The following is a 24623-nucleotide window of genomic DNA, read 5'->3' as shown; positions in this document are numbered from 1 at the left end:
CGACGCTGCGAAATTCCGGTCACGGACCGCGATCGCACGGGGACCGCCTGTGGACATCCCACGAACTTTTCTGCTTGCATGTCCCCGCATCGCCGCCGGGGAGCGGCGCCGCACGGTCGTCTCCCGCACTCGATCAAGGAAGAAGTGGGACCACATGGCAAGCCGGGCCCGGGAACTCCTGGATCGATCACGCGTCCTGCTGGACCGCTCGCGGGTCGCCGCCGGGCAGTTCCTCACCGCGCCTCCGAAGCACTCCGGCCACGCGCCCCCCGCCGGGCCGGCGTTCGTGGAGCTGACGCAGCCGGAGCCGGTGGTGGCGCCCGACGGCGAAGGCGTGCTGGCCGAGATCTGCGCCAGCGTCGCCCTGCGGGACCTCAACCTCGTCGACCAGCTCCTGGCGCGGCTGGAGGACCTGGAGGCGGGGGAGGAGGACCACCACCGCCTCGCCGAGCTCTACCAGCTCGACCACCTCGCCACGCGGCTGCGGCGCAACGCCGAGAACCTGCGCGTGCTGGCCGGGCAGGACACCGCCGGCGACGCGGCCCGCGCGACCTCGGTGCTCGACCTCATGCGCGAGGCGATGTCGTCGATCAACCACTACGCCCGGATCACCATCGGCCGCGTGGTCAACCTCGGCGTGGTCGGCTTCGCCGCGGAGGACCTGGGCCGGGTGCTGGCGGAGCTGTTCGACAACGCCGCCAACCAGTCCTCGCCGAGCTCGCCGGTGCACGTGAGCGCGCACCTGACCGAGCAGGGCAGCGTCCTCGTCCGGATCGAGGACGAGGGCATCGGCATCCCCGCCGACCGCATCGGGGACCTCAACGCGCGGCTGGCCGCGGGCGGCGACCTCGACGACGCCGCGGCGCGGCACATGGGGCTCGCCGTGGTCGCCCGCCTGGCCGCCCGGCACGGCGTCACCGTGCGGCTCGACCGGCGCAGCCCGCACGGCACGGTCGCCACCGTGCTGCTGCCCACCGGCATCGTCACCGAACTTGCCGAGCACGCTTGGTCGGGCACGAGGACGGTCTTCGGTTCGGGGGTTCGGGTGGCGGAGCCCCCGACGCGGGGCGGAGCCCCGGATGGCACCGTCACCGTCGAACCGGTCAAGGCCGGGGCCGGCCGTGAGCCGGCCACCGTCGGCGGGTTGCCGCGCCGCCGCGCCGGCACCTTCCCCCGGGAGACGGCGCAGCCGGAGGCCCTGCGCAAGCCCAGCCCCCGGCCCCGCCCGGTGGTCGAGGGGACCGTCGGCGGGACCACGGCGAACGGCCTGCCGCGCCGCGTGCCCGGCAGCATCCGCGGGGCCGCCCCGGAACCACCGCCACCCCCGCCGTCGCCGCCGGAGGGGGACCCCGCCGGGCACGAGCGGCTGCTCGCCGACCTCGGCGCGTTCGCCGACGGCGAGCAGGCGGCGCGGGCGGAGAACCGCACCCGGCAGGACGAGACGCCCGGAGGAACCGCCCGGTGAGCGCTCCCCACCCGGCCACGGCGAACTTCGCCTGGCTGCTCGACGACTTCGTGCGCAAGGTCCACGGCGTCAGCCACGCGCTCATCATGAGCGTGGACGGCTTCCCGCTCACCGCGTCGGACTCGGTCGGCGAGGCCGAAGCCGAACAGCTCGCCGCGATCGCCAGCGGCCTGCTCTCGCTGGCGGGCAACAGCGCGGCGCTGTTCGGGAAGGGCGCCTGCGAGCAGATCATCATCCGGCTCACCCACGGCTACTTCCTGTTCATGGGCATCGGTTCCGGTGCCGGGCTCGCGGTGCTGACCTCGGGCGAGGCGGACATGAAGGTGGTCGCCTACGAGATGACCCAGTTCATCACCAACGCCGGTCACGCGCTCACCCCCGAGGTGCGCGCGGAGCTGCGGCAGGTGCTGACCGCGCGCCGGCCCCGGATGTGACGCCCGTGCCAGACCAGTCTTTCGGGGATCCGGGGCGGAGCCCCCGATCGCCCGACGAGGATGTGATGCCCGTGTCCACAGTGTCCGCAGTGTCCACCTCGGACACCCCGTTGCCGCGCCGGAGCCGCCGGATCCGCGCGTACGCGCTCACCGGCGGCCGCACCGGCACGCGCCACCAGCTGCTGGTCGAGACGCTGATCTCGGTGCCGCAGTACGACCCGGCGCTGAGCGACACCCTGATGCCCGAGTCGCGCTCGCTCTACGAACGCGCCCGGGTGCGCTGCTCGGTCGCCGAGCTGTCGGTCGGGCTGGACCTGCCGCTGGGTGTGGTGCGGGTGCTGCTCGGCGACCTCGCCTCCCAGGGTGCGGTGTTCGTCCACCCCACCGCGCACGCCTACCGCCACGACACCAACGTCCTCGAGAGGATCCTTGATGGGCTCAAGCGGCTCCCCGCCTGAGGGCGATCTGCTGACGATCTCCGCGAAGATCGTCGTCGCCGGGGGATTCGGTGTCGGCAAGACCACCTTCGTCGGTGCGGTGTCGGAAGTGCCGCCGATGAGCAACGAAGCGTGGATGACCGAGGCCGGGGAGGGCGTCGACGACCTGCCGCCGGGCAACAAGTCGACCACCACCGTGGCGATGGACTTCGGGCGGATCACGCTGCGCCCGGACCTGCTGCTGTACCTGTTCGGCACGCCGGGGCAGGCGCGGTTCTGGTTCCTGTGGGACGACCTGAGCCGCGGTGCGCTCGGCGCGGTCGTGCTGGTCGACACCAGCCGGATCGACGAGTCGTTCGCGGCGATCAACTACTTCGAGAACGACTCGGAGCTGCCGTTCGTCGTGGCGGTCAACCAGTTCGAGGGCAAGCCGGTGCACGACCTCGAGGAGGTGCGCGACGCGCTGGCGCTCGACCCGGCCGTCCCGCTGGTCACGTGCGACGCCCGTGATCGCGCGTCGGCCATCGCCACGCTGACCGAACTGGTCGGCCACACGCTGTCGCTGGCGGTGCTCTCCGGCCCGGCGGGCCGCGAGCTCGCCGGCAGCGCCCCGCACGCCTGACTCCCTGCACGTCCCAGCCCTGTACGTCCCAGCCCCGGAAGGTGAAGAGCTCCATGCGCAAGGTCCTGGTCGTGGGCGCCGGGCAGTCCGGTCTGCAGCTGGCCCTCGGGCTGCAGGCGAGGGACTACGACGTCACCGTGATGTCCGCGCGGACGCCGGAGGAGATCCGGTCCGGGCGGGTGATGTCGACGCAGTGCATGTTCCACGACGCACTGCAGCACGAGCGTGACCTCGGGATCAACCTGTGGGAGGCCGAGACGGTCGACGTCGAAGGCCTCGGCGTCTCGGTGGCCGCGCCGGACGGCGGCCGCGCGCTCGACTGGTTCGCCGAGCTCGACCACCCCGCGCAGTCGGTGGACCAGCGGGTGAAGATGGCCGGCTGGCTCGAGCTGTTCGAAGACCGCGGCGGCAAGCTCGTCATCCACGGCGTGATGACGTCCGAACTGGACGCGCTGGCCCGGCTGTACGACCTGGTGATCATCTCGGCGGGCAAGGGCGAGCTGGTCCAGCTGTTCGACCGGGTGCCCGAGCGGTCGCCGTACACGCGGCCGATGCGCGCGCTGTCGCTGGCCTACGCCCACGGGGTGGGCCGCCGGCCGGAGCACCCGGACAAGGTGGGGGTGCGGTTCAACATCGTGCCCGGTGTCGGCGAGCTGTTCATGATCCCGGCGTACACGCTGAGCGGGAACTGCGACATCCTCTTCTTCGAAGGCGTGCCCGGCGGGCCGCTGGACTGCTTCGACGACCACCCGGGCCCGGCCGAGCACTTCCGGCGGCTGCTGGACCTGATGCGGCAGTTCGTGCCGTGGGAGTACGACCGCTGCCGCGACGCGGAGCTGACCGACGCGAAGGCCACCCTGGCGGGTGGGTACACGCCGGTGGTCCGGCGCCCGGTCGGCACCCTGCCGGGCGGGGCGATCGTGCTGGGCATGGCCGACGTCGTCGTGGCGAACGACCCGATCACCGGCCAGGGCTCGAACAACGCGAGCCACTGCGCGGCGACCTACCTCGACGCGATCGTCGAGCGCGGCGACCGGCCGTTCGACGCGGGGTGGATGGAAGCGACGTTCGAGCGCTACTGGGAGTACGCCCGGCACGTGACCGAATGGACCAACGCCCTCCTCCTGCCGCCGCCTCCGCACGTGCTCCAGATCCTCGGGGTGGCGGGGCAGAACCCGGCGGTCGCCCGGCGCTTCGCGAACGGGTTCACCGACCCGGCCGACTTCCAGCACTGGTTCATGGATCCGGCACGTTGGGAGAAATACCTGGCAGAGGTCTAGATCGTCGCCGCGGCGGACTGTCGCCGGGGGACGATTCGGGCTACGGTTGTTACGTAGCGTGAAGACGACCTCGGAGGTGCTTTGGCATGCGGGCGATGTGGAAGGGCTCGGTGTCCTTCGGGCTGGTCAGCATCCCGATCCAGATGTACGCGGCCACCGAGAACAAGAACGTCTCCCTGCGCCAGGTGCACGAGGCCGACGGCGGCCGCATCCAGTACAAGCGGTTCTGCACCATCGACGGCCAGGAAGTGCCGTACGCCGAGATCGCCAAGGGCTACGAGCTGCCGGACGGCGAGATGGTGGTGATCACCGACGCGGAGATGGCCGAGCTGCCGCTGGCCAGCCAGCGCACGATCGACGTGCTGGAGTTCGTGCCGCTGGAGTCGATCGACCCGATCCAGTACGACCGGACGTACTACCTGGAGCCGCAGAAGAACGCGGTGAAGCCGTACATCGTGCTGCGGGACGCGCTGCACAAGTCGAGCCAGGTGGCCATCGCGAAGGTCGCGGTCCGGCAGCGGGAAAGCATGGCCGTGCTGCGGGTGCACGCCGACGTGCTGGTGATGACGACGATGCTGTGGCCGGACGAGGTCCGCGAGCCCGACTTCCCGTTCCTGCGCGACGACCCGCCGCAGATCCGGCCGCAGGAGCTCACCATGGCCGGTTCGCTGATCGACTCGCTGGCCGAGCCGGTGTTCGAGCCGGAGAAGTACCACGACCACTACCGCGAAGCCCTGGAAGAGATGATCGAGGCCAAGGTCGCGGGCGACGAGACGACCAAGCCGGCCGCCGTCACCGCCAAGGCCGACGTCGTCGACCTGATGGCGGCGCTGCAGGCCAGTGTGGACGCGGCGAAGAAGTCGCGTCAGTCCTCTTCGGAGGCGTCCGAAGAGGACACCAAGCCGGCGAAGAAGAAGCCGGCCACCCGCAAGCGGGCACCCAAGCCCGCCTGAGCTCGCCGGTACCCGCCTCGGACGGGTGGTTGTGCCGACACGCCGCCGGAGTACCGCGCCCGCGCGCTGCGCCGTCCTACCTTGGGGTGCACGTCGTTCACGAGCGCGGGAAGGCGGCCGGTCATGGAGTGTGCTTCTTGTGACGCCGGGATCGATCACTGTCACGGCACGCTGGTGGTGCACCCGGAAGTCGGCTTCGCCGAGTGCACTGATCCGGCCTGTGCGGACGGTGACCGCGTGCGTCACGCGTTGATCGTGGACTGCCAGGGCGTCGGCGGCGGGTGTAGCTGTGTCGCCGCGCCGCGGAAATCCCTGCTGCACCAGGTTTCCTGAGCCTCCCGCCAGGATCGGGCAGGCCTTCCCGGCCGGGCTTCCCGCCCGCCGGGAAGGCCTGCCCGGCGTTCGGATGCCGTCAAGGACGTCACACGATCGTGTATGCAGCTGTGTACAGCGGCTTGGCGATGTGCTAACACTAACGGGGTCCTTCGGCTCTCCCTCCCCCTCGGAGCCGGAGGACCCTTTTCGTTCCCGGGACGGGTGTCCGTTGTGGATGGGTCGGCGCCGGCGATTCACGGGGCAAGGGGAAATCGCCAGTACGTTTTTCACCGGCGCCGCAGCGCCGGTGAAACCTCGGACCGGAATCAGGTTCGAAGCCATTTCTCCCGGCCGTGATCTTCCGGCCGGGAGAAGGCCGAACGGCCTGGCGCGCCAGCTCTGCTGCTGACGCGCCAGGCCGTGGCGGAGTTCTCGGGATCAGTACCAGTGCGCCCGGCCACCGATCCGGCGGCCGGTGCCGCCCAGGATGGCCAGTGCCACGCCGGCCACCGCGAGAATGATGCCGATGGTGTACAGCACCGGGATACCGACGATAAACCCGATGACCAGGAGAATCACACCGAGAACGATCACTTGACACACTCCTTCGCACGAGACCCGGCCCGGCTCCGTGCCGTCCGGGCGGATGCGCTTCTCTCGACAGGAGGATGGCCAGTTTCCCGATAAACCAAACTACGGCGAATGGAGCAATCTTGAAGCAGTGCCGGGATCAGTACCGGTAGTGATCGAGCTTGTACGGCCCTTCGATGTCGACGCCGATGTACTCGGCCTGCTGCTTCGTGAGCTTGGTGAGTTTCACCCCGAGCGCGTCCAGGTGCAGGCGGGCCACCTTTTCGTCGAGGTGCTTCGGCAGCCGGTGCACGTCGGTGGCGTACTCGCCGGGCTTGGTGAACAGCTCGATCTGCGCGATCGCCTGGTTGGTGAACGAGTTCGACATCACGAACGACGGGTGCCCGGTCGCGTTGCCCAGGTTCATCAGCCGCCCCTCGGACAGCACGATGATCGCGTGGCCGTCCGGGAACGTCCACTCGTGCACCTGCGGCTTGATCTCCGTCTTGGTGATGCCGGGCAGCTTCGCCAGCCCGGCCATGTCGATCTCGTTGTCGAAGTGCCCGACGTTGGCGACGATCGCGTTGTGCTTCATCCGGCTCATCTGCTCCGCCGAGATGATGCCGAAGTTGCCGGTGGTGGTGATGAAGATGTCGGTCTGCTCGACGACGTCGTCCAGCTCCACCACGTCGAGCCCGTCCATCGCCGCCTGGAGCGCGCAGATCGGGTCGATCTCGGTGACCGTGACCCGGGCGCCCTGGCCGCGCAGCGCCTCCACCGCGCCCTTGCCGACGTCGCCGTAGCCGCAGACGACCACGCGCTTGCCGCCGATCATGACGTCGGTGGCCCGGTTCAGACCGTCCACAAGGGAGTGGCGGATGCCGTACTTGTTGTCGAACTTGGACTTCGTCACCGAGTCGTTGACGTTCATCGCGGGGAAGAGCAGCTCGCCGTCCTTGGCGAGCTTGTAGAGCCGCTTGACGCCGTTGGTCGTCTCCTCGGTGACGCCGCGGATCTCCTTGGCCATGCGGGTGAAGCGGTCACCGTCGGCCGCCAGGCTCGCGCGCAGGGTTTCGAGGACGATCCGGTACTCCTCCGGGTCCTCTTCGGACGGTTGCGGCACCGCTCCGGCCGCCTCGAACTCGACTCCCTTGTGGACGAGCAGGGTGGCGTCGCCGCCGTCGTCGAGGATCATGTTCGGGGCCTGTCCGCCGGGGAAGGCGAAGAGCTGGTCGGTGCACCACCAGTACTCTTCGAGCGTCTCGCCCTTCCACGCGAACACCGGGGTGCCCGCCGGGGCGTCCACCGAGCCCTCCGGGCCGACGACGACCGCGGCGGCGGCTTCGTCCTGGGTGGAGAAGATGTTGCAGGACACCCAGCGCACCTGGGCGCCGAGCGCCACCAGGGTCTCGATGAGCACGGCGGTCTGGACGGTCATGTGCAGCGACCCGGCGATGCGGGCGCCCTTCAGCGGCTGCGCGGCGGCGTACTCGCGGCGGATCGCCATCAGGCCGGGCATCTCGTGCTCGGCCAGCCGCAGCTGGGTGCGGCCGGCGCCGGCCAGCGCGAGGTCGGCGACGGCGAAGTCGAGGCCATTGCGGGTCTGCAGTTTGTCACTCATTCTTCGGTGCACTCCGGAGTTCGTCGGGATGCGCTCGGGAGGCAGCACGGAAGTCCTTGCGGACAACGAGAAAGGCACCTCCCTCACGGGAGGCGCCCTTGGAGTCGTGGTCACGGGCCGAGCGTGGCGGAAGAAGATTTCCGTCGCAGCGCCTCTCGGCCCGGAACCAGGATGGCAAAGCCGCGGCGAGGCTGTCAAGCGAGCGAACGGGCCATGAGAACGTCGTCGACGTCCTCCCCGTCCATGCGGAACTCGCCCCGCAGCACCCCTTCCACGACGAACCCGCACTGCTCGTAGACCCGCCGCGCGCCGAGGTTGGGCCCGAGCACGCGCAGCGTCACCTTGCGGGCGCCGCGGTGGCGAGCCTCGGCCACGGCGGCCTCGACGAGCTGCCGCGCGATGCCGAGCCGCTGCCGGCCGGGGTCGACGGCGAGGCCGTCGATCACCGCCACGTGCCGGTGGGCGGGGATGCCGAACCCCTCGCCGAGGCGCACGTACCCGGCGACCACGCCGTCGTGCTCCGCGACGAGAACGTCCTCCGGCCGGGTGCTGCCGTCGAAGAACGGCGTACCGGGCGGCGGTGGGGGAGCGGGGGACACGGCCGGGGTCCAGGTGCGTTCGTCGATCTTCGCGAGCACGGCTTCGTCTTCGGCGCGGGCGAGGCGGGTGGTGATCGTCACTCGAGCTCCCGCCAGGCCTGGTCCACGAGCCCGGCCAGCTCGCGCGGGTCCCGGTTGCCCGCGGAGCCCAGGCTCCGCACCGTGACGGTCAGGTCCGGGCCGGTGCGCTGGCAGCTCGTGACGAAGGACTGCTCGGGGTCCGGTGTCGACCCGGCGGCCGTGGAACCGTTGTGCCGCAGGCATTGCACGGCGCCGACGCGCACGAGTTCGGTGCTCGGCACGGCGAGGCCGAACGCCTCGATGTCCTCGTAGGGCGCCACGAGTTCGGGGGAGGGCGCACGCACGGCGATCAGCTGGACACCGCGTTCCAGCTGGTCGTCCTGGTACTGCTGGGCGACCGACCCGGCCCCGCCGTAGGCCACCGACACGCGGGCCGCGGTCTCCCGGTCGGTCTTTTCGATGCGGGTGACGACGGCCTGACCGTTGCCTTCGCCGAGCTTCGCGATCGCCTCCTGGGCCCGGCTCAGCTCGCCCAGCCGGGGCGGCGCGGAAAGCGACTGCCCGCTCGGGCCGCCGCCGAGCAGGCTCAGCACCAGCCACGGCACGCCGACCAGGAGCGCGCCGACGACGAAGCCGAGCAGGCCGGTCACGGCCGGCCGGACGAGGAGCGAGCGGCGGCGGGGTGCCGGAGCGGGGGCCTGCTGCCCCGGCACGGGCGGGAAATCCTCGGTCACCAGGGAATCCTGGCCGAATCCGGCATCCCGCGCGAAGGTATTTCGCACCTCGACGCTCAAAGGAGATGCGCGCGCCGCCAGATGCCCTCTGAGCGGCCGCCGATCAGACCCGCGTCGCGGAGGAACGGCACGATCTTCTCGGCCATCCAGCGGCGCGTCTCGTGGAAGTGCGGGTTCGCCAGTGCCGCGGCCCGGCCCTCGCGCGGGTCGATCCCGACACTGCGGTAGATCCGCGGGTCGACCATGCTGTCGATCACGCCGAACGCGACCAGTGCGGTCCGCAGCCGGTGCCGCTGCAGCGCCGCCTTCGCCAGCTTCGGCGTCTCGCGCAGCACCTCTTCCTTGGCGAACCGGACGTGCCGGGCCTCCTCGACCACGTGGATGCGGTTGACCGAGCGGATCAGCGGCTGGATGCCGTCGTCGTCCATCATCGACCGCTGCAGCCGGTCGGTGGTCTCCTCCGCGACCAGCACGCTGGCGAACATCGACGGCCCGGCGGCGGTCGCGCCGAACACCTTCGCGGCGCGGTGCACCACCTTCGGGACGCCGTAGCGCGGGACGCCGAGCCGTTCGGCGGTGCGGGCGAACATCACCGAATGCCGCGTCTCGTCGCCGATCTCGGTCATGGCGTACTGCGCGTGCTCGGTGCGCGCGTCGAGGTCGAAGACGTACCGGGCGAGCAGCTGCATCAGGACGATCTCGAACCACAGCCCGACGCTCATGATGCTGGCGATCTCGTGCTTGGACAGCTCGATCCGCTGCTCCGGCGTCAGCTTCGCCCAGAGGTCCGTGCCGTAGAGGGAGACCCGTTCGAGCGGCATGTAGGCCTTGTCTTCGGCGAGCGGCGCGTCCCAGTCGATGTCGACGTACGGGTCGTAGGAGTTCTTCGCCGAGCTCTTGAGCAGGCGAGCCGCGGTGACGTCCCGGTCCTGGGCCTCGACGCCCATGGCGACCTCCCGGAGAAGTAGGGGGTACATGGTGTACTAGCTATTTCGGCAGCGTACACCGTCCGGCCGTGGGTGAGTAGGCTTTCGCCGTGACCAAGGTCGACGGACGGGCGACGCGCTGGGCGGGCCAGCAGGAACGGCGGCGCGCGGAGTTCGTCGACGCCGCGCTGGCCGCCATCGCCGAACACGGCCCGGACGTCTCGACCGAGCAGATCGCCGAGCGCGCCGGCGTCGCCCGCACGCGCCTGTACCGGCACTTCGACGGCGCGGCCGACCTCCGCCGGGCGATCGCGCAGCGGGCGGCGGAGCTGGTGACGGCCGACCTGGCGCCGCTCTGGCACCCCGAGGGCTCGCCGAACGAGATGATCTCCACGGTCATCTCGACGCACCTGCGCTGGCTGACCGAGCACGCCCACCTGCACCGCTACCTGGCCCGCGGCGTACCGGACGGCCCCGACGTCCGCGGGGCGATCGGCCGCCACCTCAGCCGGCTGTTCACCGGCTACCTGACGGCGTTCGGGCTCGACCCGGCCCCGGCGGACACGATCGCGTTCGGCCTGGTCGGCTACGTCGAATCGGCGACGACCCGCTGGCTCGACCACCCGGGAACGCTTCGCCTGCCCCAGCTGACCGCCCAGCTCACGGGCACGATCTGGGCGATGCTGGACCACACGCTGCGCGCCGGCGGCGTGCAGCTCGACCCGGACCGGCCGTTGCCGCTGCCGGAAGGGCTCTAGTCTTCGCGCGGGAATTCGGCCCGCACACCCAGCAGCCGCACCGCGCGCGTCAGCTCGAACATCCCGAGCACCTCCTGCGCCGCGCGGTCGAGCTCGACGGCGTCCGAGGTCGGTTCCGGCAGGGTGATGCTGTGCGTGTGGGTCAGGAACGGCACGAACCGCACCTTGACCGCCACCCGCGCCGCCGGGCGGCCTTCGTCGAGCACGTCCTGCGCGACGCGCTTCGCCAGCGCCGAGACCGCGGCCGCCATCTCGGCCGGGTCGGTCAGGTCGCGCTGGAACGTCGTCTCACGGCTGCGGGACCGGGCCACCCACGGCGTCGCGCTCACCTCGGCGTCGCTGATGCCGCCGCCGAGCAGCCGCAGCCACGGGCCGGTCTTCGGGCCGAACCGGGCCGCCAGTTCCGCCGGGTCGGCGTCGGCCAGGTCCAGGACCGTGGCGATGCCCAGCCCGGCGAGCTTCTTCGCCGTCTTGTCGCCGATACCCCACAGCGCGTCGGTCGGGCGGGCCGCCATCACGTCCCACCAGTTCTCCTGCGTCAGCCGGTAGATGCCGCCCGGCTTGCCGAACCCGGTGGCGAGCTTGGCCCGCAGCTTGTTGTCGCCGATCCCGACCGCGCACGACAAGCCCGTCTCGCGCGCCACCGCCTCCTTGATCGCGACGGCCAGCGCCTCGGGGCCGTCCGTCTCCGCCCCGACGAAGGCTTCGTCCCAGCCCAGCACCTCGACCACCACCGGCAGCTCCCGCACCGCGGCCATCACGCGCGCCGACACCTCGAGGTAGGCGTCCGGGTCGCTGGGCAGGAAGACGGCGTCCGGGCAGCGCCGGGCGGCGACCCGCAGCGGCATGCCGGACTGCACGCCGAACTCGCGGGCCTCGTACGACGCCGTCGCGACGACGGCGCGTTCGGCGGGGTCGCCGTTGCCGCCGACCACGACGGGCTTCCCGCGCAGTTCCGGGTGGCGGGCGATCTCGACCGCGGCGATGAACTGGTCGAGGTCGACGTGCAGGACCCACTTCACCAGCCCAGTCTGCCTCAGATCCCCAGTCTTTCTCAGATCCGGTGCCGCGCCACGTGGGTCCAGACGGTGCCGGTGAGCGCGAGGATCCCGCACAGCGTGACGCCGGGGTCGGGCAGGACCAGCCCGAGGACCAGCAGCGTCACGGCGGTGATGTCGAAGACGATCAGGAGGGCACTGCGGAGCGCGCGCGACTTCGGCCGCTTGCCGTCGCGAAGCGCGGCAGCCAGATCCGGGTCACTGAGCTCGAGACTGCGCTCGATCTTCTCGAGTTCGGTGCGATCGTGGTGACTGAGCATCGGGCACTCCTTCGGCGCCGAACCCGCCGTATCGCCGTAGCGAATACCCAATCGTCCTCCTCGCGAACCGCCGAATGCCTTCTGATTTCGTGCTTTTCTCTGGTCCGAACGGGTGATCCGCGCTCCGTGACCGGCTTCGGCCACGTTAAGTTGCCCCTCGAACGTGGCCGGTCACGGCCGGAGGGCGGGTGGGGGCGGCCGGATGGCCACGTTCTGCCGTCGTGCCGGTGCCCGGTCGAACCTTCAAACAGCCGGAGGACTTGATGACCCTGCCCACCGAACCGATCGGCAGCATCCCGCGTCCCGCCTACCTCGTCGAAGGCCTCGGCGACTTCGCGGCCGGCCGGATCGACGCCGCCGCGCTCGCCGAGCTCGAGAGCCGGGCGCTGGCCGACACGATCCGCCGCTTCGAGGAAACCGGCTCACCGGTGCTGACCGACGGGGAGCAGGGGAAGCCGAGCTTCGCGACGTACCCGCTGGCCGGGCTGACCGCGCTGGCGCCCGACGGCGTGGTCATCCCGTTCGCCGACGGGCACACCCGGCAGCTGCCGCGGCTCACCGCGGGCCCGTTCCGCTACGCGACGCACGCCGGCTCGTACCTCACGCGCGCGAAGACGCTGACCGACCGGCCCGTCAAGCAGGCGGTGATCGCCGCGTCCGCGCTCTCGCTGATCTACCCGGCCGACGGCATCGAGGGGTACTCGCAGGAGCAGTTCGTCGCCGACCTGGTGAACGAGGCCGAGGCGGACATCCGCGGCAGCCTCGACGCGGGCGCGGACAGCGTGCAGATCGACTTCACCGAAGGCCGCCTGTCGCTGAAGCTCGACCCGTCCGGCGGGCTGCTGCGGCAGTTCGTCGAGCTCAACAACGCCGTGCTCGACCGGTTCACCGCCGAAGAGCGGGCGAAGATCGGCGTCCACACCTGCCCGGGCGGTGACCAGGACTCCGTGCACAGCCTCGACGTCGACTACGCGGGCCTGCTGCCGTCGCTGTTCGAGCTCAGGGCCGGCCGCTTCTTCGTCCAGCTGGCCAGCGAAGCCGACCCCGAACGCGCCCTGCGGGTGATCGCCGACCACCTCAAGGCCGGCCAGCGGGTCTTCGTCGGCGTCACCGACCCGATCGACCCGCGCGTGGAGACGGCGGAAGAGGTGCGGGACCGGGTGCTCACCGCGGCGAAGTACGTGCCGGCCGACCGGCTCGGCACCTGCGACGACTGCGGGTTCTCGCCGTTCGCCGACGACACGTCGACCTCGCGGGACATCGCGTTCGCGAAGATCGCGGCCCGGGTCGAGGGCACGCGGCTGGCGTCCGAGGCGCTCGGCTGACCGAGCGGACGGCGTGCGCCCGCGACGGGCTCACGCCGTCTCGGCGGCGACCTTCAGGCCGAGGGCGACGAGCACGGTGCCCAGGACGCCGTCGAGGACCCGGCGGACGCGGCCGGCGCTGAAGAACCGCTTGAGCGCCCCGACCACGACGGCGAGGGTGACGAACCACAGGACCGTGCCGGCGGTGGCGATCGCGGCCAGTTCGAGCGTCTGCAGGGTGGAGCCGTCGGCGGGCAGGAACTGCGGGAGCAGGGCCAGGAAGTACACGGCGACCTTGGGGTTGAGCAGGTTCGTCACCAGGCCCTGCCGGAAGGCGGCCCGGGCCGTGAGCTGCGGGGTCCCGGCGGTCTCCGCGAGGTCCCGGTACGCCCCGCGGCGCACGGCCAGCCACGCCTTGACGCCGAGGACCACGAGGTAGGCCGCGCCGGCCAGCTTGACGACGGTGAACGCCACCGCCGACGCGGCGAGCACGGCGGCGACACCCAGGGCGATCGCGACCACCCAGGCGAACACACCGAGCGCGATCCCGGTGCCCGCGGCCATCCCGGCCCGCCGGCCGCCGGCGAGCGCCGAGCGCGTCACGACGACGAAGTCGGGCCCTGGCGACATCGCCCCGAGCACGACGACCAGCAGGAACGAGGCGGCGGTGGCACCGGGGATCATGGCCCGAGGATACGACCCGGCCGCCAGTGGTTTCGGGGGCAAACGGCGTGGGTGTTCGAATTTGAACCTCGTGTAGGGTCGATCTTGTGGGTGATTCCAAGGGCGACGGCATGACGGCTGAAGTGCGGACGCGGGTGCGGATCCCGCTGCGGCTCCACGGCGGCGTCGCGGTCGACGCCGAAGCCGTCACCTTCCGCGGCCTGGCCGACGGTGGTGAGCACCTCGCCTTCGTCCTGGGCACGCCCGGGGAAGTGCCGCTGGTGCGGCCGCACTCGGAATGCCTCACCGGGGACGTCTTCGGGTCGGCGCGCTGCGACTGCGGCCCGCAGCTGGCCGAGGCCGTCGCGCGGATCTCCGAGACCGGTGGGTACCTGCTCTACCTGCGTCAGGAGGGCCGCGGGATCGGGCTGTACAACAAGCTCGACGCGTACGCCCTTCAGGACGGCGGCCTCGACACCTACGCCGCGAACGCCGCGCTCGGGCTGCCCGAAGACGCCCGCGACTACACGGTCGCCGCGCAGATGCTGGGTGCGCTCGGGGTGGCGGCGGTGGACCTGCTGTCGAACAACCCGGACAAGGCGGCGCAGCTGCGTGCGGCCGGGATCGCGGTGCGCGACCGGGTTCCGACGGGCGTGTTCGCGACCGAGAACAACGTCCGGTACCTGCGGGCGAAGGCCGAGCAGACCGGGCACACGCTCTCGCTGCCCGGTCTGGCCAGCTGACCCGGCCGGTTCGCGTACCCGGGCGGTCGGTTCGCGTACCCGGAGGGTCGGGTTGCGTGCCCCGAGGGTCAGGTGAGGCGCTGGGCGGCCGCGGCCGCCGGGCTCGTGGTCAGCTTCTCCAGGAGACCCGTGAGGACCGTGCGCTCGTCCGGGGTCAGTGACGCCACCCAGGCTTGTTCGCGCTTGTTGTGCTCCTGGTAGGCGTCGGTCACCGCGGTGTGGCCTGCTTCGGTGAGGGCCAGCTGCACCGCGCGGCGGTCGCGGGGGACCGGGGTGCGCGTCACCAGGCCGTCCCGTTCCAGGGTCTTGACCAGCGCCGACACCGCCGCGCGGCTCATCCCGGCGAGCCGGGCCACGTGGCGGGACTCCAGCGGGCCCGCCAGCCAGAGGACGAACAGCACCCGGAAGCCGCCCCAGCTCCAGCCGCGGGGGCGGTGGACCGTCGACTCCCAGTCGTAGACCAGCGCGCCGGCCAGCCGGTGCAGCGTGAGGCCGAGACGCATCGCCACCGGGTCGGTCGCGGGCAGCTCGGCCTGCGTCTTCCCGATGGCGAAGTCGACGAACGAGAGGTAGTCGAGGTCGGCCGGTCGGTCGGTCATGCGGCCCAGATTAGGGGAAGCAGGGTGCCGCGCGGCGGTCCGGCGGGCTAGCCTGGCCTGATAGTCAATCCTTTGATGATCAAGGAGCGCTCGCCGTGACGAAGAAAGCCTTCGCCTCTTCGGCCGACCTGGCGGAGAAAGCGCAGACCCTGGAAGTCCTCGCGGACGGTGTCTACGCGCTGACCGCGGAAGGCGACCCGAACATCGGCGCGATCGAAGGCGAGGACTTCCTCGTCTGCTTCGAGGCGCTGGCCACGCCCGTCGTGGCGGAGGAGTGGCTCGCGAAACTGCGGGAGCACACCGACAAGCCGGTGCGGTACCTGGTGCTGAGCCACTACCACGCCGTGCGCGTGCTGGGTGCGTCCGCGTTCGGCGCCGACGTGATCGTCGCGCACGAGAACACCCGCGCCCTGGTCGCCGAGCGCGGCAAGGAGGACTGGGAGAGCGAGTTCGGCCGGATGCCCCGGCTGGCGAAGGGCGCCGAATCGGTGCCCGGGCTGACCTGGCCGACGCTGACCTTCTCCGACCGGCTCACGATCGACCTCGGCGGCGACCGCGGCGACCTGGTGCTGCAGTACTGCGGGCGCGGCCACACCGAGGGCGACATCGTTGCCTGGCTGCCCCGCCCGAAGATCCTCTACGCCGGCGACCTCGTGGAAGCCGAAGCCGCGCTCTACACCGGCGACGCGTTCCACCGCGACTGGGCCACGTCCACTTTGGACCGGGTGGCCGCCTTCAAGGCCGAGACCCTGATCGGCGGGCGCGGCGGGGTGAGCCGCGGCCGCGAGGCGGTCGACGCCGCCATCGCGCAGACCCGCCACTTCCTGGACACGATGCTCCGCGAGGTCGGCGCGGTCCGCGACGCCGGCGGCACGCTCAAGGAAGCCTTCGAGCGCACCCACGCGGCGTTGCGCGACCGGTACGGGCACTGGCCGATCTTCGAGCACTGCCTGCCCTTCGACGTCTCGCGGCTGTGGGACGAGCTGTCCGGGATCGAGCGGCCGGTGGTGTGGACGGCCGAACGCGACCGCGCGGTCTGGGACCAGCTCCAGGGATGACCGTCGCGGTCCTCGGCAGCGGCCCGGTCGGGCAGACGGCCGCGCTGCTGCTCGCGCGCCGGGGCGTGCCGGTGGTGCTCCTCGACGAGCACCACCGGCGCGACCCCGTGGGCTCCAAGGCCATCTGCCACCAGCGGGACACCTTGGACGTCTGGGCGTGGCTCGGCGCGGGGTGCGTCGCCGAGGAAGGCCTGACCTGGACGACCGCGCGGACGTTCCACCGCGACCGGGAGCTGTTCTCCTACCGGCTGCCGGACGCGGGGTCCGCGTTCCCGCCGTTCGTCAACCTTTCGCAGGCCCGCGTCGAGGCGGTACTGGACGAGCTGATCGCGCGGCAGCCGCTGATCGACGTCCGCCGCGGGCACCGCGTCACCGGGCTGACCCAGCCGGGCTGCGTCGAAATCCACTGCGAAACGGACGAAGGGCCGCGCCGGATCGAAGCCGACTACGCGATCGCCTGCGCGGGCGCCCGCGGCGACACCGTGCGGCGGGCGCTCGGCCGGCACCTGGACGGCGTGTCGTTCCGCCACCTGTTCCTGATCTGCGACATCCGCGCCGACCTGCCGGGCTGGGCGGCGGAACGGCGGTTCTGGTTCGACCCGCCGTGGAACCCCGGCCGACAGGTGCTGATCCACCCGTGCCCCGGCTCGCGGTTCCGGATCGACTGGCAGGTCCCCGAGGACTACGACCTCGCGGCCGAAGAGTCGGGCGGGGCGCTCGACCACCGGATCCGCGCGATCATCGGCGACCGGCCCTACGAGGTGATCTGGCGCTCGGTGTACCGCTTCCACACGCGCCTCGCCGACCGGATGCGCGTCGGCCGCGTGCTGCTCGCCGGGGACTGCGCGCACCTCGTCGCGCCGTTCGGGGCGCGTGGTCTCAACTCCGGCGTGGCCGACGCGGACAACGCGGCCTGGAAGCTGGCCGCCGTCCTGCGCGGCGACGCGGGGGAGGAGCTGCTGGAGAGCTACCACACCGAGCGGCACGCGGCGGCGGTGGAGAACGCGGCCGTCACCACCGCCACGATGGAGTTCCTGGTGCCGCAGAACGAAGAGCAGCGCCGGCGCCGCCTCGACGTCCTCACCCGCGCGGCGCACGACCCCGCCGCGTGCGCGCAGGTCGACTCGGGACGGCTGGCCGAGCCGTTCTGGTACGTCGACTCGCCGCTGACCACGCCCGATCCGGAACGGCCGTTCGCGGGACGCCCGCCGCGGGGCGCGGTGCCGCCACCGGGACCGGGCGTGCTGCTCCCGGACGTGGCCGTCGCGGATGGCCGCTTGCGGGACCTGGCCCGGCCGGGGTTCCTCATGCTGACGACCCCGGGGGTGCGGACGCCGGGGCTGCGGTCGGTGCCGATCCCGGTGGGCGGGGCGCTGGGTGCGCGCCCGGGCGAAGCCTGGCTGGTCCGCCCGGACGCGTACGTCGCCGCGGTGCTACGGGTAGGAGACCAGCGGGCTCACCTGGTGCCCGGTGTTCGCGGCGGCACCCGTGTCGTTGACGACGTGGGCGATCGTGCCGACGCCGCCGAGTGACACCGAGACGAGGTTGTGGAGCCGGACCCCGCCGGCGGCAGGCACCTCGAAGGAGTGACTGGCCACAATGGACGGATTCGTGGCGAAGAAGCAGTAGCTGCCGAGGCCCCAGCCTTCGTGGCTGGTCACCGAATCGGCCACCTTGTACGCCGCCCAGCCCTGCCGTCCGCCGCCACTGGACCAGGACGCCTGGTCCGGTGGGTCGTACGGCAGCTCGTTCTGGAAGAAGTACGTCCGCCCGCCGTTGCCGTTCCAGAGCACCTCGTACTGCTGGTAGTGCTCGACGAACAGGCCGTACATCGTCACGTCGGCACCGTTGACCACCAGGCCGTTGGCCGCGGTGTTCACGTTCCAGCCGACGCCGTGGGAGTGGTCGCCACGCCACAGCCACAGGTGGTCGCCGAGGACGTTGTTCGAGTTGATCACGAGCGTCTGCGTGGCCTTCCCGACGGCCGCGCCGCCGATCCGGAAGAACACGTCGTGCAGCGACGTCGGGTTCGCCGCGTGGCCGGCGGTCGAGCCCGGCCGGCCGACCTGGACGAGCACCGGCGAGTTCACCGCGCCCGCGTCGACCAGCAGCCCGGCGATCTTCACCCCGTCCACATCGGCCGTCGTGATGGCCGCGGTGCCGTTGGTGGGCGTCAGCGTGGCCAGGCCGAGGCCGAGCACGACGGTGTCCGGCCGGGTGATGTCCAGCGCCCGGTCGAGGTGGTAGACACCCGGGGTGACCAGGAGGTTCTTCCCGGCCGCCAGCGCCGCGTTGAGCGTCGCAGCCGAGTCGGACGGCTTGGCGACGTAGAACTCGCTCAGCGAGATCGACTGCCCGGCCGGGGCGCCGTGGCCCCAGCTGGTGCCGGCCGAGTTCTGCCGCAGGGCCGGCACGAACACGTGGTAGGCGCCGGATCCGTCGACGTAGAGGAACGGCTTTTCCCGCAGGACCGGCGTCTGCCCGACGACTGTCTCCGGCGGATCGGGGAACGACGGCGGCGGGGTGCCGGTGGAGCCGACGAAGACCATGTTCCACACGCCGCCCTGCCAGCCGCCGAGCTCGCTGTTGCGGGTGAGGAACTGCTGCTGCGAACCGGAAACGGCGACGCCGTCGATCTTGCTGTCGGCGATGAGGCCGCCGCTGGCCCAGCCGTCGCCGCCGTTCCACAGCTGGATCTGGCTGCCACGCAGGTGCATCCGGCGGTAGGGCGCGGCCTGCGCGACGGCCCAGCGTTCCACCTGGCCGGCCGGCAGCGTCACCGACAGGTTCTCGGCGGATCGCCAGAAGTTCTGCGTCGCGTTGCCCTTGTTGGCCGGGTTGTCACCCTGCTGCAGCCAGTCCGCTTCGACCCGGACGTGACCGTCGAGGTTGACGTCGTCGGGGGAGAGGCCGAGGCCGGCGACCTGGGTGTAGAAGCCGAGGTTGACGTCGGCGGCGTAGCTGCCCGGCTTGAACAGCACGGCGTAGCGCTCGGTGCCGAACTGGTTGGTGTGCTGCTGGTTCGCGAGCTGGGTCAGCCGGTTCTGGATCGTCGCGGCCGGCGTCGACGGGTCGAACACCGACACGTTCGGCCCGAGGTCCGGGTTGCGCGGGTCGGTCGGCGGGACGGTCGTGGGGTCGCCGGTGCCGTGCGCGGCCACCTCCCACAGCGAATAGCCGTACTGCGTGGCCCGCTGGGTGCCGGTGATCCGGAGGTACCGCGCGGTGCCGCTGAGCGGCACGGTCTGCGTGCCCCCGGTGCCGGTGGTCGTCGAGTACGCCGTGGTCCAGGCGGCCGCGTCGGTCGAGAGCTGCACGGTGAAGGCGCGGGCGTACGCGGCTTCCCAGCTGAGCACCACGTCGCAGAGCTGCTGCGCGGAGCCCAGGTCGACCTGCAGCCACTGCGGGTCGCCGAACGCGCTGGACCAGCGCGTGCCGGGATTGCCGTCGACGGCGGCGGACGCGGGTGTCCCGCCGTTCTCGGTGGACGAGGCGGTCGCGGGACGGCCCTGCGTCAGGTTCGCGCTGCCGCACGCGGCCGCCTGCGCCGTCGTGGAGCCGGCCACCGCCGCGGTGGTCAACGCGGTGACCACGGCAGTGGCGAGGACGAGGAGGCGGGGTACCGGGGAGAACGTCGTTGATCTCATGAGCCTGCCTGCTGGATCGGGAGGACGGGCGAAGACGGCGGCGGGCCGGGCGAGCCCCACAGCTCGCGACGGCGTCGGGTGGTGCGGCGGGTTCGCGGCCGGTCACCCGCCCGGTGCCGTGAGCCGGAGGAGCGGTACCGGGGTGGGTGTGACGGCGCGAACCGGTCAGCCCGAAAAGGTGCTTGTCGCGGCGGAGCCGTCCCGGGTGGCGGTCACGGAACCGGTTCCGTCGGTGAGCTCGCAGTTAACAGCGCCGGGTTCGGCGGAGTCAAGGATCCGGCGCGGATTCGTTCGCCCGGACCAGTGTCCGGCGTGCCCGGCGACCGCCCGGCGCAGTGCCGTTGACATTTTACGACTCTTTATTTATAGCTTGAAGTAAGAGCGTGCCGCGGCGCGGGACCCACACCCGCGCCGAGGACCACGTGAGCCGATCAGCGCCGGGACAAGGCCGTCCCGGCGCCGGTTCGCCGTGGAGGTGCCCATGCAACGCCGCATGACGGGAACCCGGGTTCTCGCCGTCCTCGTCCTGAGCCTCGCCGCTCAGCTCACCGCCCCGATCGCCCGGGCCGCTCCGGCCCTGCTGTCCCAAGGCCGTCCGGTGACGGCGTCTTCGACCGAATCCGCCGCCTTCCCCGCCTCGGCCGCGGTCGACGGCGACCCGGGCACCCGCTGGTCGAGCGGCTTCGGCGACCCGCAGACCCTGCAGGTCGACCTCGGTTCGGCCCAGCAGCTCTCGCAGGTCGTGCTGAGCTGGGAAGCCGCCTACGCCAGGGCGTTCACCGTCCAGGCGTCCACCGACGGCACCACCTGGACCTCCCTCCACGCCACCACGACCGGGGCCGGCGGCACGCAGACCCTGAACGTCACCGGCAGCGGCCGGTACGTCCGGCTCACCGGCACCCAGCGCGCCACGCAGTACGGCTATTCGCTGTGGGAGTTCCAGGTCTACGGCGGCGGCCCGGCCCAGCCCGGTGACGTCCTGCTCTCCTACGGCAAGACCGGCACGGCGTCCTCGTCCCAGAACGACGGTGCCTGCCCGGGCTGCCTCCCGGCGAAGGCGTTCGACCGCGATCCGGCCACCCGCTGGGCGACCAGCGCGACCACCGGCTGGGTCGACCCGGGCTGGATCACCGTCGACCTCGGCGCCCCCGCCGCGGTCCACCGGGTCGTCCTGCAGTGGGACCCGGCCTTCGCGGTCGCCTACCAGCTGCAGGTGTCGGACGACAACGCGAACTGGACCTCGATCTACTCGACCACCACGGGCAAGGGGTTCAAGGAGACGCTGGCCGTCAACGGTTCCGGCCGGTACGTGCGGATGTACGGCACCGCCCGGTCCAACGGCTACGGCTACTCGCTGTGGGGCTTCGACGTCTACGGCACCGGCGGCAACCCGGCACCGCCGCCGCCCGCGCCGCCGGCGCCGCACTTCCCGGGCACGCTGGTGTGGAGCGACGAGTTCAACGGTGCCGCGGGTGCCAACCCCGACGCGAGCAAGTGGACCGCCGAGACCGGTCCTGGCGTCAACAACGAACTCGAGTACTACACGAACAACAACAACGCGAAGCAGGACGGCCGCGGCAACCTCGTCATCCAGGTCCGCCGCGAAGCCACGCCGGGCAGCGCGTGCCCGCCGGACCCGGTCAGCGGCAGCACCACCTGCCAGTACACCTCCGGCCGGATCAACACCGCGGGCAAGTTCAGCTTCACCTACGGCCACGTCGAGGCGAACATCAAGGTGTCCGGCACGCAGGGGCTGTGGCCCGCGTTCTGGCTGCTGGGCGCGAACTTCTTCAGCGGCACGCCGTGGCCGGCCTGCGGCGAGATCGACATCATGGAGCACGTCGGCAAGGCACCGAACCTCGCCTACGCGACCCTCCACGCCCCGGCCTACCACGGCGCCGGCGGCGTCGGCGGGCCGTACGACCTCGGCCAGGACGTCTCCGCGGGCTTCCACCGCTTCGGCCTCGACTGGGACGCCACCCACATGACCTTCTCCGTCGACGGGACCGCGTTCCAGACGATCAACCGGGACACCGTGGAGAGCACGCGCGGGCCGTGGGTGTACGACCACCCGTTCTTCCTGATCCTCAACAACGCGATCGGCGGCGACTTCCCCGGTCCGCCGGGCGCGGGGACCGTCCTGCCGCAGGATATGGTGATCGACTACGTGCGGGTGTACCAGTGAGGCGCCGGTAGTCCACTGTGGACTCTACGGCACTGTGGACGCTACGGCACCTGGGTCGACTCGCGGACGACCAGTGTCGTCGGGACGATCAGCGGGGCCTCCGGGGCCGGCGCGCCGGCCAGGCGGTCCAGCAGCAGGCCGGCCGCCGCTTCGCCCATCTGCCGCAGCGGCTGGTGGATCGTGGTGAGCGGCGGCTGGGTGTGCGCGGCCAGGGGGATGTCGTCGAAGCCGATCACGGCGACGTCCCCCGGCACCGCGCGGCCGGACTTGCGCAGGCCGGCCAGCACGCCCGCCGCCGTGAGGTCGTTGTGCGCGAAGACCGCGTCGAACCCCGGGCCGGTTTCGAGGAGCTGGAGGATCGCCGCCTCGCCGCTTTCGCTGGTGAAGTCGCCCTCGATGATCAGCCGTGGGTCGAGGGTCAGGCCCGCGTCGAGGACCACTTCGTTGAAGCCGTTGAGCCGGTCGGCGGTACAGCCGAACTCGCGCGGCCCGGTGACGGTGGCGAGCCGGGTGCGGCCGGTGTCCAGCAGGTGGCGGGCCGCAGCCGCGCCGCCCTGCCGGTTGTCCGTGCCCACCGACGGGAACGCCGGACGGCGGCCGCGGTCGTCGATCACCACCACCGGCAGCCCGGAGTCGTGCAGCACCCGCAGGTGCCGCACCGCGTCCGGCGGTTCCACCAGCAGGAGGCCGTCGAACGCCTTCGCCGACACCTGGCGTGAGAACTCGCCGAGGGAGTCGGTGCCGCGGTTGGCGGTGGACAGCAGCAGGCCGTACCCCTTCGACTCCACGACGTCGGCGACGCCCTGCAGCACCTCGCCCATCCACGGCCAGGTCAGGCCCGGGACCAGCATCCCGACCGTGCGCGTCACGCCGCGGGCCAGGCCGACGGCGCCGGCGCTGGGGATGTAGCCGGTCGCGGCGATCACCTCGCGCACCCGGATCGCGGTCGCCGCGTCCACGTCGGCCTTGTTGTTGAGCACCCGCGACACGGTCGTCTTGCTCACTCGCGCGCGGCGGGCGACCTCGGCGATCGTGACGCGCATCCGTCCTCCCGATCGGGCGGTGGAAAGCTCCGTGGTGCCAAGGTACTCGCCCGGAGGCCCGCCGCGAGGTGTCCGAGATCGATCAAGTGCGGACGGACAGCCGCGTGAGGCTTGCGTCGCCGGGCTTCCACCGCGTCCGGACCGGCACGTACCGGGCCGGCCCGGTACGTGCCGTCGCGTACGTGACGCCGTCGAGGCTGGTTTCGACGGTCGTGCCGGGCACGTGTCCGCGGGTCCAGGCCAGTTCGACCGCGGAAACCTCCGTCACCGCCCCGAGATCGACGACCATGCGACCGTCCGGACCCGGCTGCCACGCTGTCGCCGGATCGTCGTCGACGGCCGTGGCCGGGCTGGACATGCCCGGGGGCAGGAGGTCGGCGGGGAAGGTGACCCGGCCGAGGGCGCGGTCGGCCAGCGGGTAGGGCCGGAGTCCGGCGAACACGACCGGCACGGTCCGCCCCGGCAGCAGCAGCACCGACCGCGCGCGACCGCCGTCCGGCGTCACGGTGACGAGCACGGGCAGCACCCCGGCCGGCGCGGTGAGCTCGACCCGGCTCGCGTCGCGGACGACCGCCTTCAGTCCCGTCGGACCCCGCACGGTGAACCGGGGCGGTTCGATGCGGCCTTCCGCCGGAGCCAGCGCGTAGGAGAGTTCCGTGCCGCTCCGGGTGAGGATCTGCTCGCCGCGGTACAGCCGGGTTTCCCCCGGGAGGGCCGCCGTGCCGCGAACCGCGGTGCCGGAGAGGTTGACCAGCACCAGGAAGCCGTCGGTGACACTCGCCTGTACCGCGGGCGAGGTGGTCGTGACGCGGCCGGACGGCCGCGCGCCGACCGGCCCGGGGTACAGCTCGGCGAGCAGCGGCGCGGCCGGGCCGTCCGAGAGCGTGACGCGGTCGCCGGCGACCGTGATCGGATTCGGCCCGGAGACGACGATCCCGGCGCGGCCGTCGACGTCCAGCCGGCCGCCGGTGCTGCGCAGGGCGGGGACCGGGTAGGTCGCCACCGGCGTCCAGGTCAGGCCGTCGGGCGAGGTTTCGATCCGGTACTTCCGCCCGGCGGCCGCCTCCCAGCTCAGCCGCACGCGGTCGAACGTCGCCGGCGCGCCGAGGTCCACGGCGAGCCGGCTGTCCGTCCGTGTCCGGTCCGATGTGGACACTGCCCACCGCGTTGCCGGGTCGCCGTCGATGGCGTACTTCGCCTCCTTGCCGGGCGACGCCGACGAAGCCGACGCGGTCCCGGTTCGCGCGAGGTCCGGTCCAGTGCCGTCCCGGACCTCGAACGCCCACAGCGAGTAGCCGTACTGGGGGGGGGGGCTCGACGCCGAGCAT

25 protein-coding genes and 1 riboswitch are annotated in these 24623 nt (G+C 71.9%); of the genes, 13 read left to right on the top strand and 12 right to left on the bottom strand.

Annotation, left to right across the window (positions count from 1 at the left end; translation table 11 throughout):
• Positions 1 to 154: 154 nt before the first annotated feature.
• The 7 genes from ACLJQE_RS43375 (at position 155) to ACLJQE_RS43345 (ending at position 5524) form a co-directional block, all read left to right on the top strand.
• Positions 155 to 1465, top strand: a complete 1311-nt coding sequence (locus ACLJQE_RS43375) for a sensor histidine kinase (RefSeq protein WP_410645696.1) — start codon at positions 155 to 157, stop codon at positions 1463 to 1465.
• A complete protein-coding gene (locus ACLJQE_RS43370) occupies positions 1462 to 1899 on the top strand; it encodes a roadblock/LC7 domain-containing protein (RefSeq protein WP_013227092.1) in 438 nt (145 codons plus the stop codon). Before ACLJQE_RS43375 ends, ACLJQE_RS43370 begins: the two co-directional genes overlap by 4 nt.
• A 65-nt stretch (positions 1900 to 1964) precedes the next feature.
• The gene (locus ACLJQE_RS43365; protein WP_410645695.1) at positions 1965 to 2357 is read left to right on the top strand and encodes a DUF742 domain-containing protein; all 393 of its coding nucleotides are present in this window, start codon (positions 1965 to 1967) and stop codon (positions 2355 to 2357) included.
• Positions 2332 to 2958: a GTP-binding protein gene (locus ACLJQE_RS43360; RefSeq protein ID WP_410645694.1), complete on the top strand. Its 627-nt coding sequence runs from the start codon at positions 2332 to 2334 to the stop codon at positions 2956 to 2958. The genes ACLJQE_RS43365 and ACLJQE_RS43360 overlap by 26 nt, the downstream gene beginning before the upstream one ends.
• A gap of 53 nt (positions 2959 to 3011) precedes the next feature.
• Entirely contained in the window at positions 3012 to 4238 is a 1227-nt protein-coding gene (locus ACLJQE_RS43355) for a styrene monooxygenase/indole monooxygenase family protein (RefSeq protein WP_410645693.1), read from the top strand.
• Between the two features lie 86 nt (positions 4239 to 4324).
• The gene (locus ACLJQE_RS43350) at positions 4325 to 5191 is read left to right on the top strand and encodes a Ku protein (RefSeq protein WP_410645692.1); all 867 of its coding nucleotides are present in this window, start codon (positions 4325 to 4327) and stop codon (positions 5189 to 5191) included.
• A gap of 123 nt (positions 5192 to 5314) precedes the next feature.
• Positions 5315 to 5524: a hypothetical protein gene (locus ACLJQE_RS43345; protein WP_410645691.1), complete on the top strand. Its 210-nt coding sequence runs from the start codon at positions 5315 to 5317 to the stop codon at positions 5522 to 5524.
• 420 nt (positions 5525 to 5944) lie between these two features.
• Here the strand turns inward: ACLJQE_RS43345 and ACLJQE_RS43340 are convergent, their stop codons facing one another.
• The 5 genes from ACLJQE_RS43340 to ACLJQE_RS43320 all read right to left on the bottom strand — a co-directional run bounded on the left by ACLJQE_RS43340 (position 5945) and on the right by ACLJQE_RS43320 (position 9998).
• On the bottom strand, positions 5945 to 6100 hold the full coding sequence (locus ACLJQE_RS43340) for a hypothetical protein (RefSeq protein WP_285996763.1): 156 nt from the start codon (positions 6098 to 6100) through the stop codon (positions 5945 to 5947).
• Between the two features lie 136 nt (positions 6101 to 6236).
• The gene (gene ahcY / locus ACLJQE_RS43335; RefSeq protein ID WP_410645690.1) at positions 6237 to 7697 is read right to left on the bottom strand and encodes an adenosylhomocysteinase; all 1461 of its coding nucleotides are present in this window, start codon (positions 7695 to 7697) and stop codon (positions 6237 to 6239) included.
• Positions 7698 to 7780: 83 nt separating this feature from the next.
• Positions 7781 to 7860: riboswitch (S-adenosyl-L-homocysteine riboswitch) on the bottom strand.
• A gap of 31 nt (positions 7861 to 7891) precedes the next feature.
• Complete coding sequence (locus tag ACLJQE_RS43330) at positions 7892 to 8377, bottom strand: GNAT family N-acetyltransferase (RefSeq protein WP_410645689.1); 486 nt, start codon at positions 8375 to 8377, stop codon at positions 7892 to 7894.
• A complete protein-coding gene (locus ACLJQE_RS43325) occupies positions 8374 to 9051 on the bottom strand; it encodes a hypothetical protein (protein ID WP_410645688.1) in 678 nt (225 codons plus the stop codon). Before ACLJQE_RS43325 ends, ACLJQE_RS43330 begins: the two co-directional genes overlap by 4 nt.
• 56 nt (positions 9052 to 9107) lie before the next feature.
• On the bottom strand, positions 9108 to 9998 hold the full coding sequence (locus ACLJQE_RS43320) for an AurF N-oxygenase family protein (RefSeq protein ID WP_410645687.1): 891 nt from the start codon (positions 9996 to 9998) through the stop codon (positions 9108 to 9110).
• 89 nt (positions 9999 to 10087) lie between these two features.
• On the opposite strand from ACLJQE_RS43320, the gene ACLJQE_RS43315 reads away from it, so the two are divergent.
• The gene (locus ACLJQE_RS43315; protein ID WP_410645686.1) at positions 10088 to 10735 is read left to right on the top strand and encodes a TetR/AcrR family transcriptional regulator; all 648 of its coding nucleotides are present in this window, start codon (positions 10088 to 10090) and stop codon (positions 10733 to 10735) included.
• Here the strand turns inward: ACLJQE_RS43315 and ACLJQE_RS43310 are convergent.
• Together ACLJQE_RS43310 and ACLJQE_RS43305 are read right to left on the bottom strand one after the other, a co-directional pair.
• Entirely contained in the window at positions 10732 to 11757 is a 1026-nt protein-coding gene (locus tag ACLJQE_RS43310; RefSeq protein ID WP_410645685.1) for a DNA polymerase IV, read from the bottom strand. The two genes, ACLJQE_RS43315 and ACLJQE_RS43310, sit on opposite strands and share 4 nt — an antisense overlap.
• Before the next feature lie 32 nt (positions 11758 to 11789).
• Positions 11790 to 12053 carry a DUF3040 domain-containing protein gene (locus tag ACLJQE_RS43305; RefSeq protein ID WP_410645684.1) on the bottom strand — a complete coding sequence of 88 codons (264 nt, stop codon included), beginning with the start codon at positions 12051 to 12053 and terminating at the stop codon, positions 11790 to 11792.
• 263 nt (positions 12054 to 12316) lie between these two features.
• Between ACLJQE_RS43305 and ACLJQE_RS43300 the strand changes: the two genes are divergently transcribed.
• A complete protein-coding gene (locus ACLJQE_RS43300) occupies positions 12317 to 13378 on the top strand; it encodes a cobalamin-independent methionine synthase II family protein (RefSeq protein WP_410645683.1) in 1062 nt (353 codons plus the stop codon).
• Between the two features lie 30 nt (positions 13379 to 13408).
• On the opposite strand, the gene ACLJQE_RS43295 is transcribed toward ACLJQE_RS43300, so the two are convergent.
• Positions 13409 to 14041, bottom strand: coding sequence for a LysE family translocator (locus ACLJQE_RS43295; protein ID WP_410645682.1), 633 nt, complete (start codon positions 14039 to 14041; stop codon positions 13409 to 13411).
• Positions 14042 to 14151: 110 nt separating this feature from the next.
• On the opposite strand from ACLJQE_RS43295, the gene ACLJQE_RS43290 reads away from it, so the two are divergent.
• Positions 14152 to 14763, top strand: coding sequence for a GTP cyclohydrolase II (locus ACLJQE_RS43290; RefSeq protein ID WP_410645681.1), 612 nt, complete (start codon positions 14152 to 14154; stop codon positions 14761 to 14763).
• Positions 14764 to 14831: 68 nt separating this feature from the next.
• Here the strand turns inward: ACLJQE_RS43290 and ACLJQE_RS43285 are convergent, their stop codons facing one another.
• On the bottom strand, positions 14832 to 15362 hold the full coding sequence (locus ACLJQE_RS43285) for a MarR family winged helix-turn-helix transcriptional regulator (RefSeq protein ID WP_410645680.1): 531 nt from the start codon (positions 15360 to 15362) through the stop codon (positions 14832 to 14834).
• Positions 15363 to 15457: 95 nt separating this feature from the next.
• Between ACLJQE_RS43285 and ACLJQE_RS43280 the strand changes: the two genes are divergently transcribed.
• Together ACLJQE_RS43280 and ACLJQE_RS43275 are read left to right on the top strand one after the other, a co-directional pair.
• Entirely contained in the window at positions 15458 to 16420 is a 963-nt protein-coding gene (locus ACLJQE_RS43280; RefSeq protein ID WP_410645679.1) for an MBL fold metallo-hydrolase, read from the top strand.
• On the top strand, positions 16417 to 17952 hold the full coding sequence (locus ACLJQE_RS43275) for an FAD-dependent monooxygenase (protein ID WP_410645678.1): 1536 nt from the start codon (positions 16417 to 16419) through the stop codon (positions 17950 to 17952). The genes ACLJQE_RS43280 and ACLJQE_RS43275 overlap by 4 nt, the downstream gene beginning before the upstream one ends.
• Here the strand turns inward: ACLJQE_RS43275 and ACLJQE_RS43270 are convergent.
• Complete coding sequence (locus ACLJQE_RS43270) at positions 17854 to 20067, bottom strand: discoidin domain-containing protein (RefSeq protein WP_410645677.1); 2214 nt, start codon at positions 20065 to 20067, stop codon at positions 17854 to 17856. The genes ACLJQE_RS43275 and ACLJQE_RS43270 overlap by 99 nt on opposite strands.
• A gap of 493 nt (positions 20068 to 20560) precedes the next feature.
• Here ACLJQE_RS43270 and ACLJQE_RS43265 point away from each other — a divergent pair, with 493 nt between their 5' ends.
• The gene (locus ACLJQE_RS43265) at positions 20561 to 22252 is read left to right on the top strand and encodes a discoidin domain-containing protein (protein ID WP_410645676.1); all 1692 of its coding nucleotides are present in this window, start codon (positions 20561 to 20563) and stop codon (positions 22250 to 22252) included.
• A 41-nt stretch (positions 22253 to 22293) separates the two neighbouring features.
• Here ACLJQE_RS43265 and ACLJQE_RS43260 read toward each other — a convergent pair whose 3' ends face one another.
• Both ACLJQE_RS43260 and ACLJQE_RS43255 read right to left on the bottom strand, forming a co-directional pair.
• Positions 22294 to 23295, bottom strand: a complete 1002-nt coding sequence (locus ACLJQE_RS43260; protein WP_410645675.1) for a LacI family DNA-binding transcriptional regulator — start codon at positions 23293 to 23295, stop codon at positions 22294 to 22296.
• Between the two features lie 82 nt (positions 23296 to 23377).
• A complete protein-coding gene (locus tag ACLJQE_RS43255; RefSeq protein ID WP_410645728.1) occupies positions 23378 to 24481 on the bottom strand; it encodes a discoidin domain-containing protein in 1104 nt (367 codons plus the stop codon).
• Between the last annotated feature and the right edge of the window lie 142 nt (positions 24482 to 24623).

The organism is Amycolatopsis sp. lyj-346 (genome assembly GCF_046548975.1).
Taxonomy (GTDB): domain Bacteria; phylum Actinomycetota; class Actinomycetes; order Mycobacteriales; family Pseudonocardiaceae; genus Amycolatopsis.
Note: the sequence above shows the minus strand (reverse complement) of the source record. Positions and strands in the feature narration are given on the sequence as shown.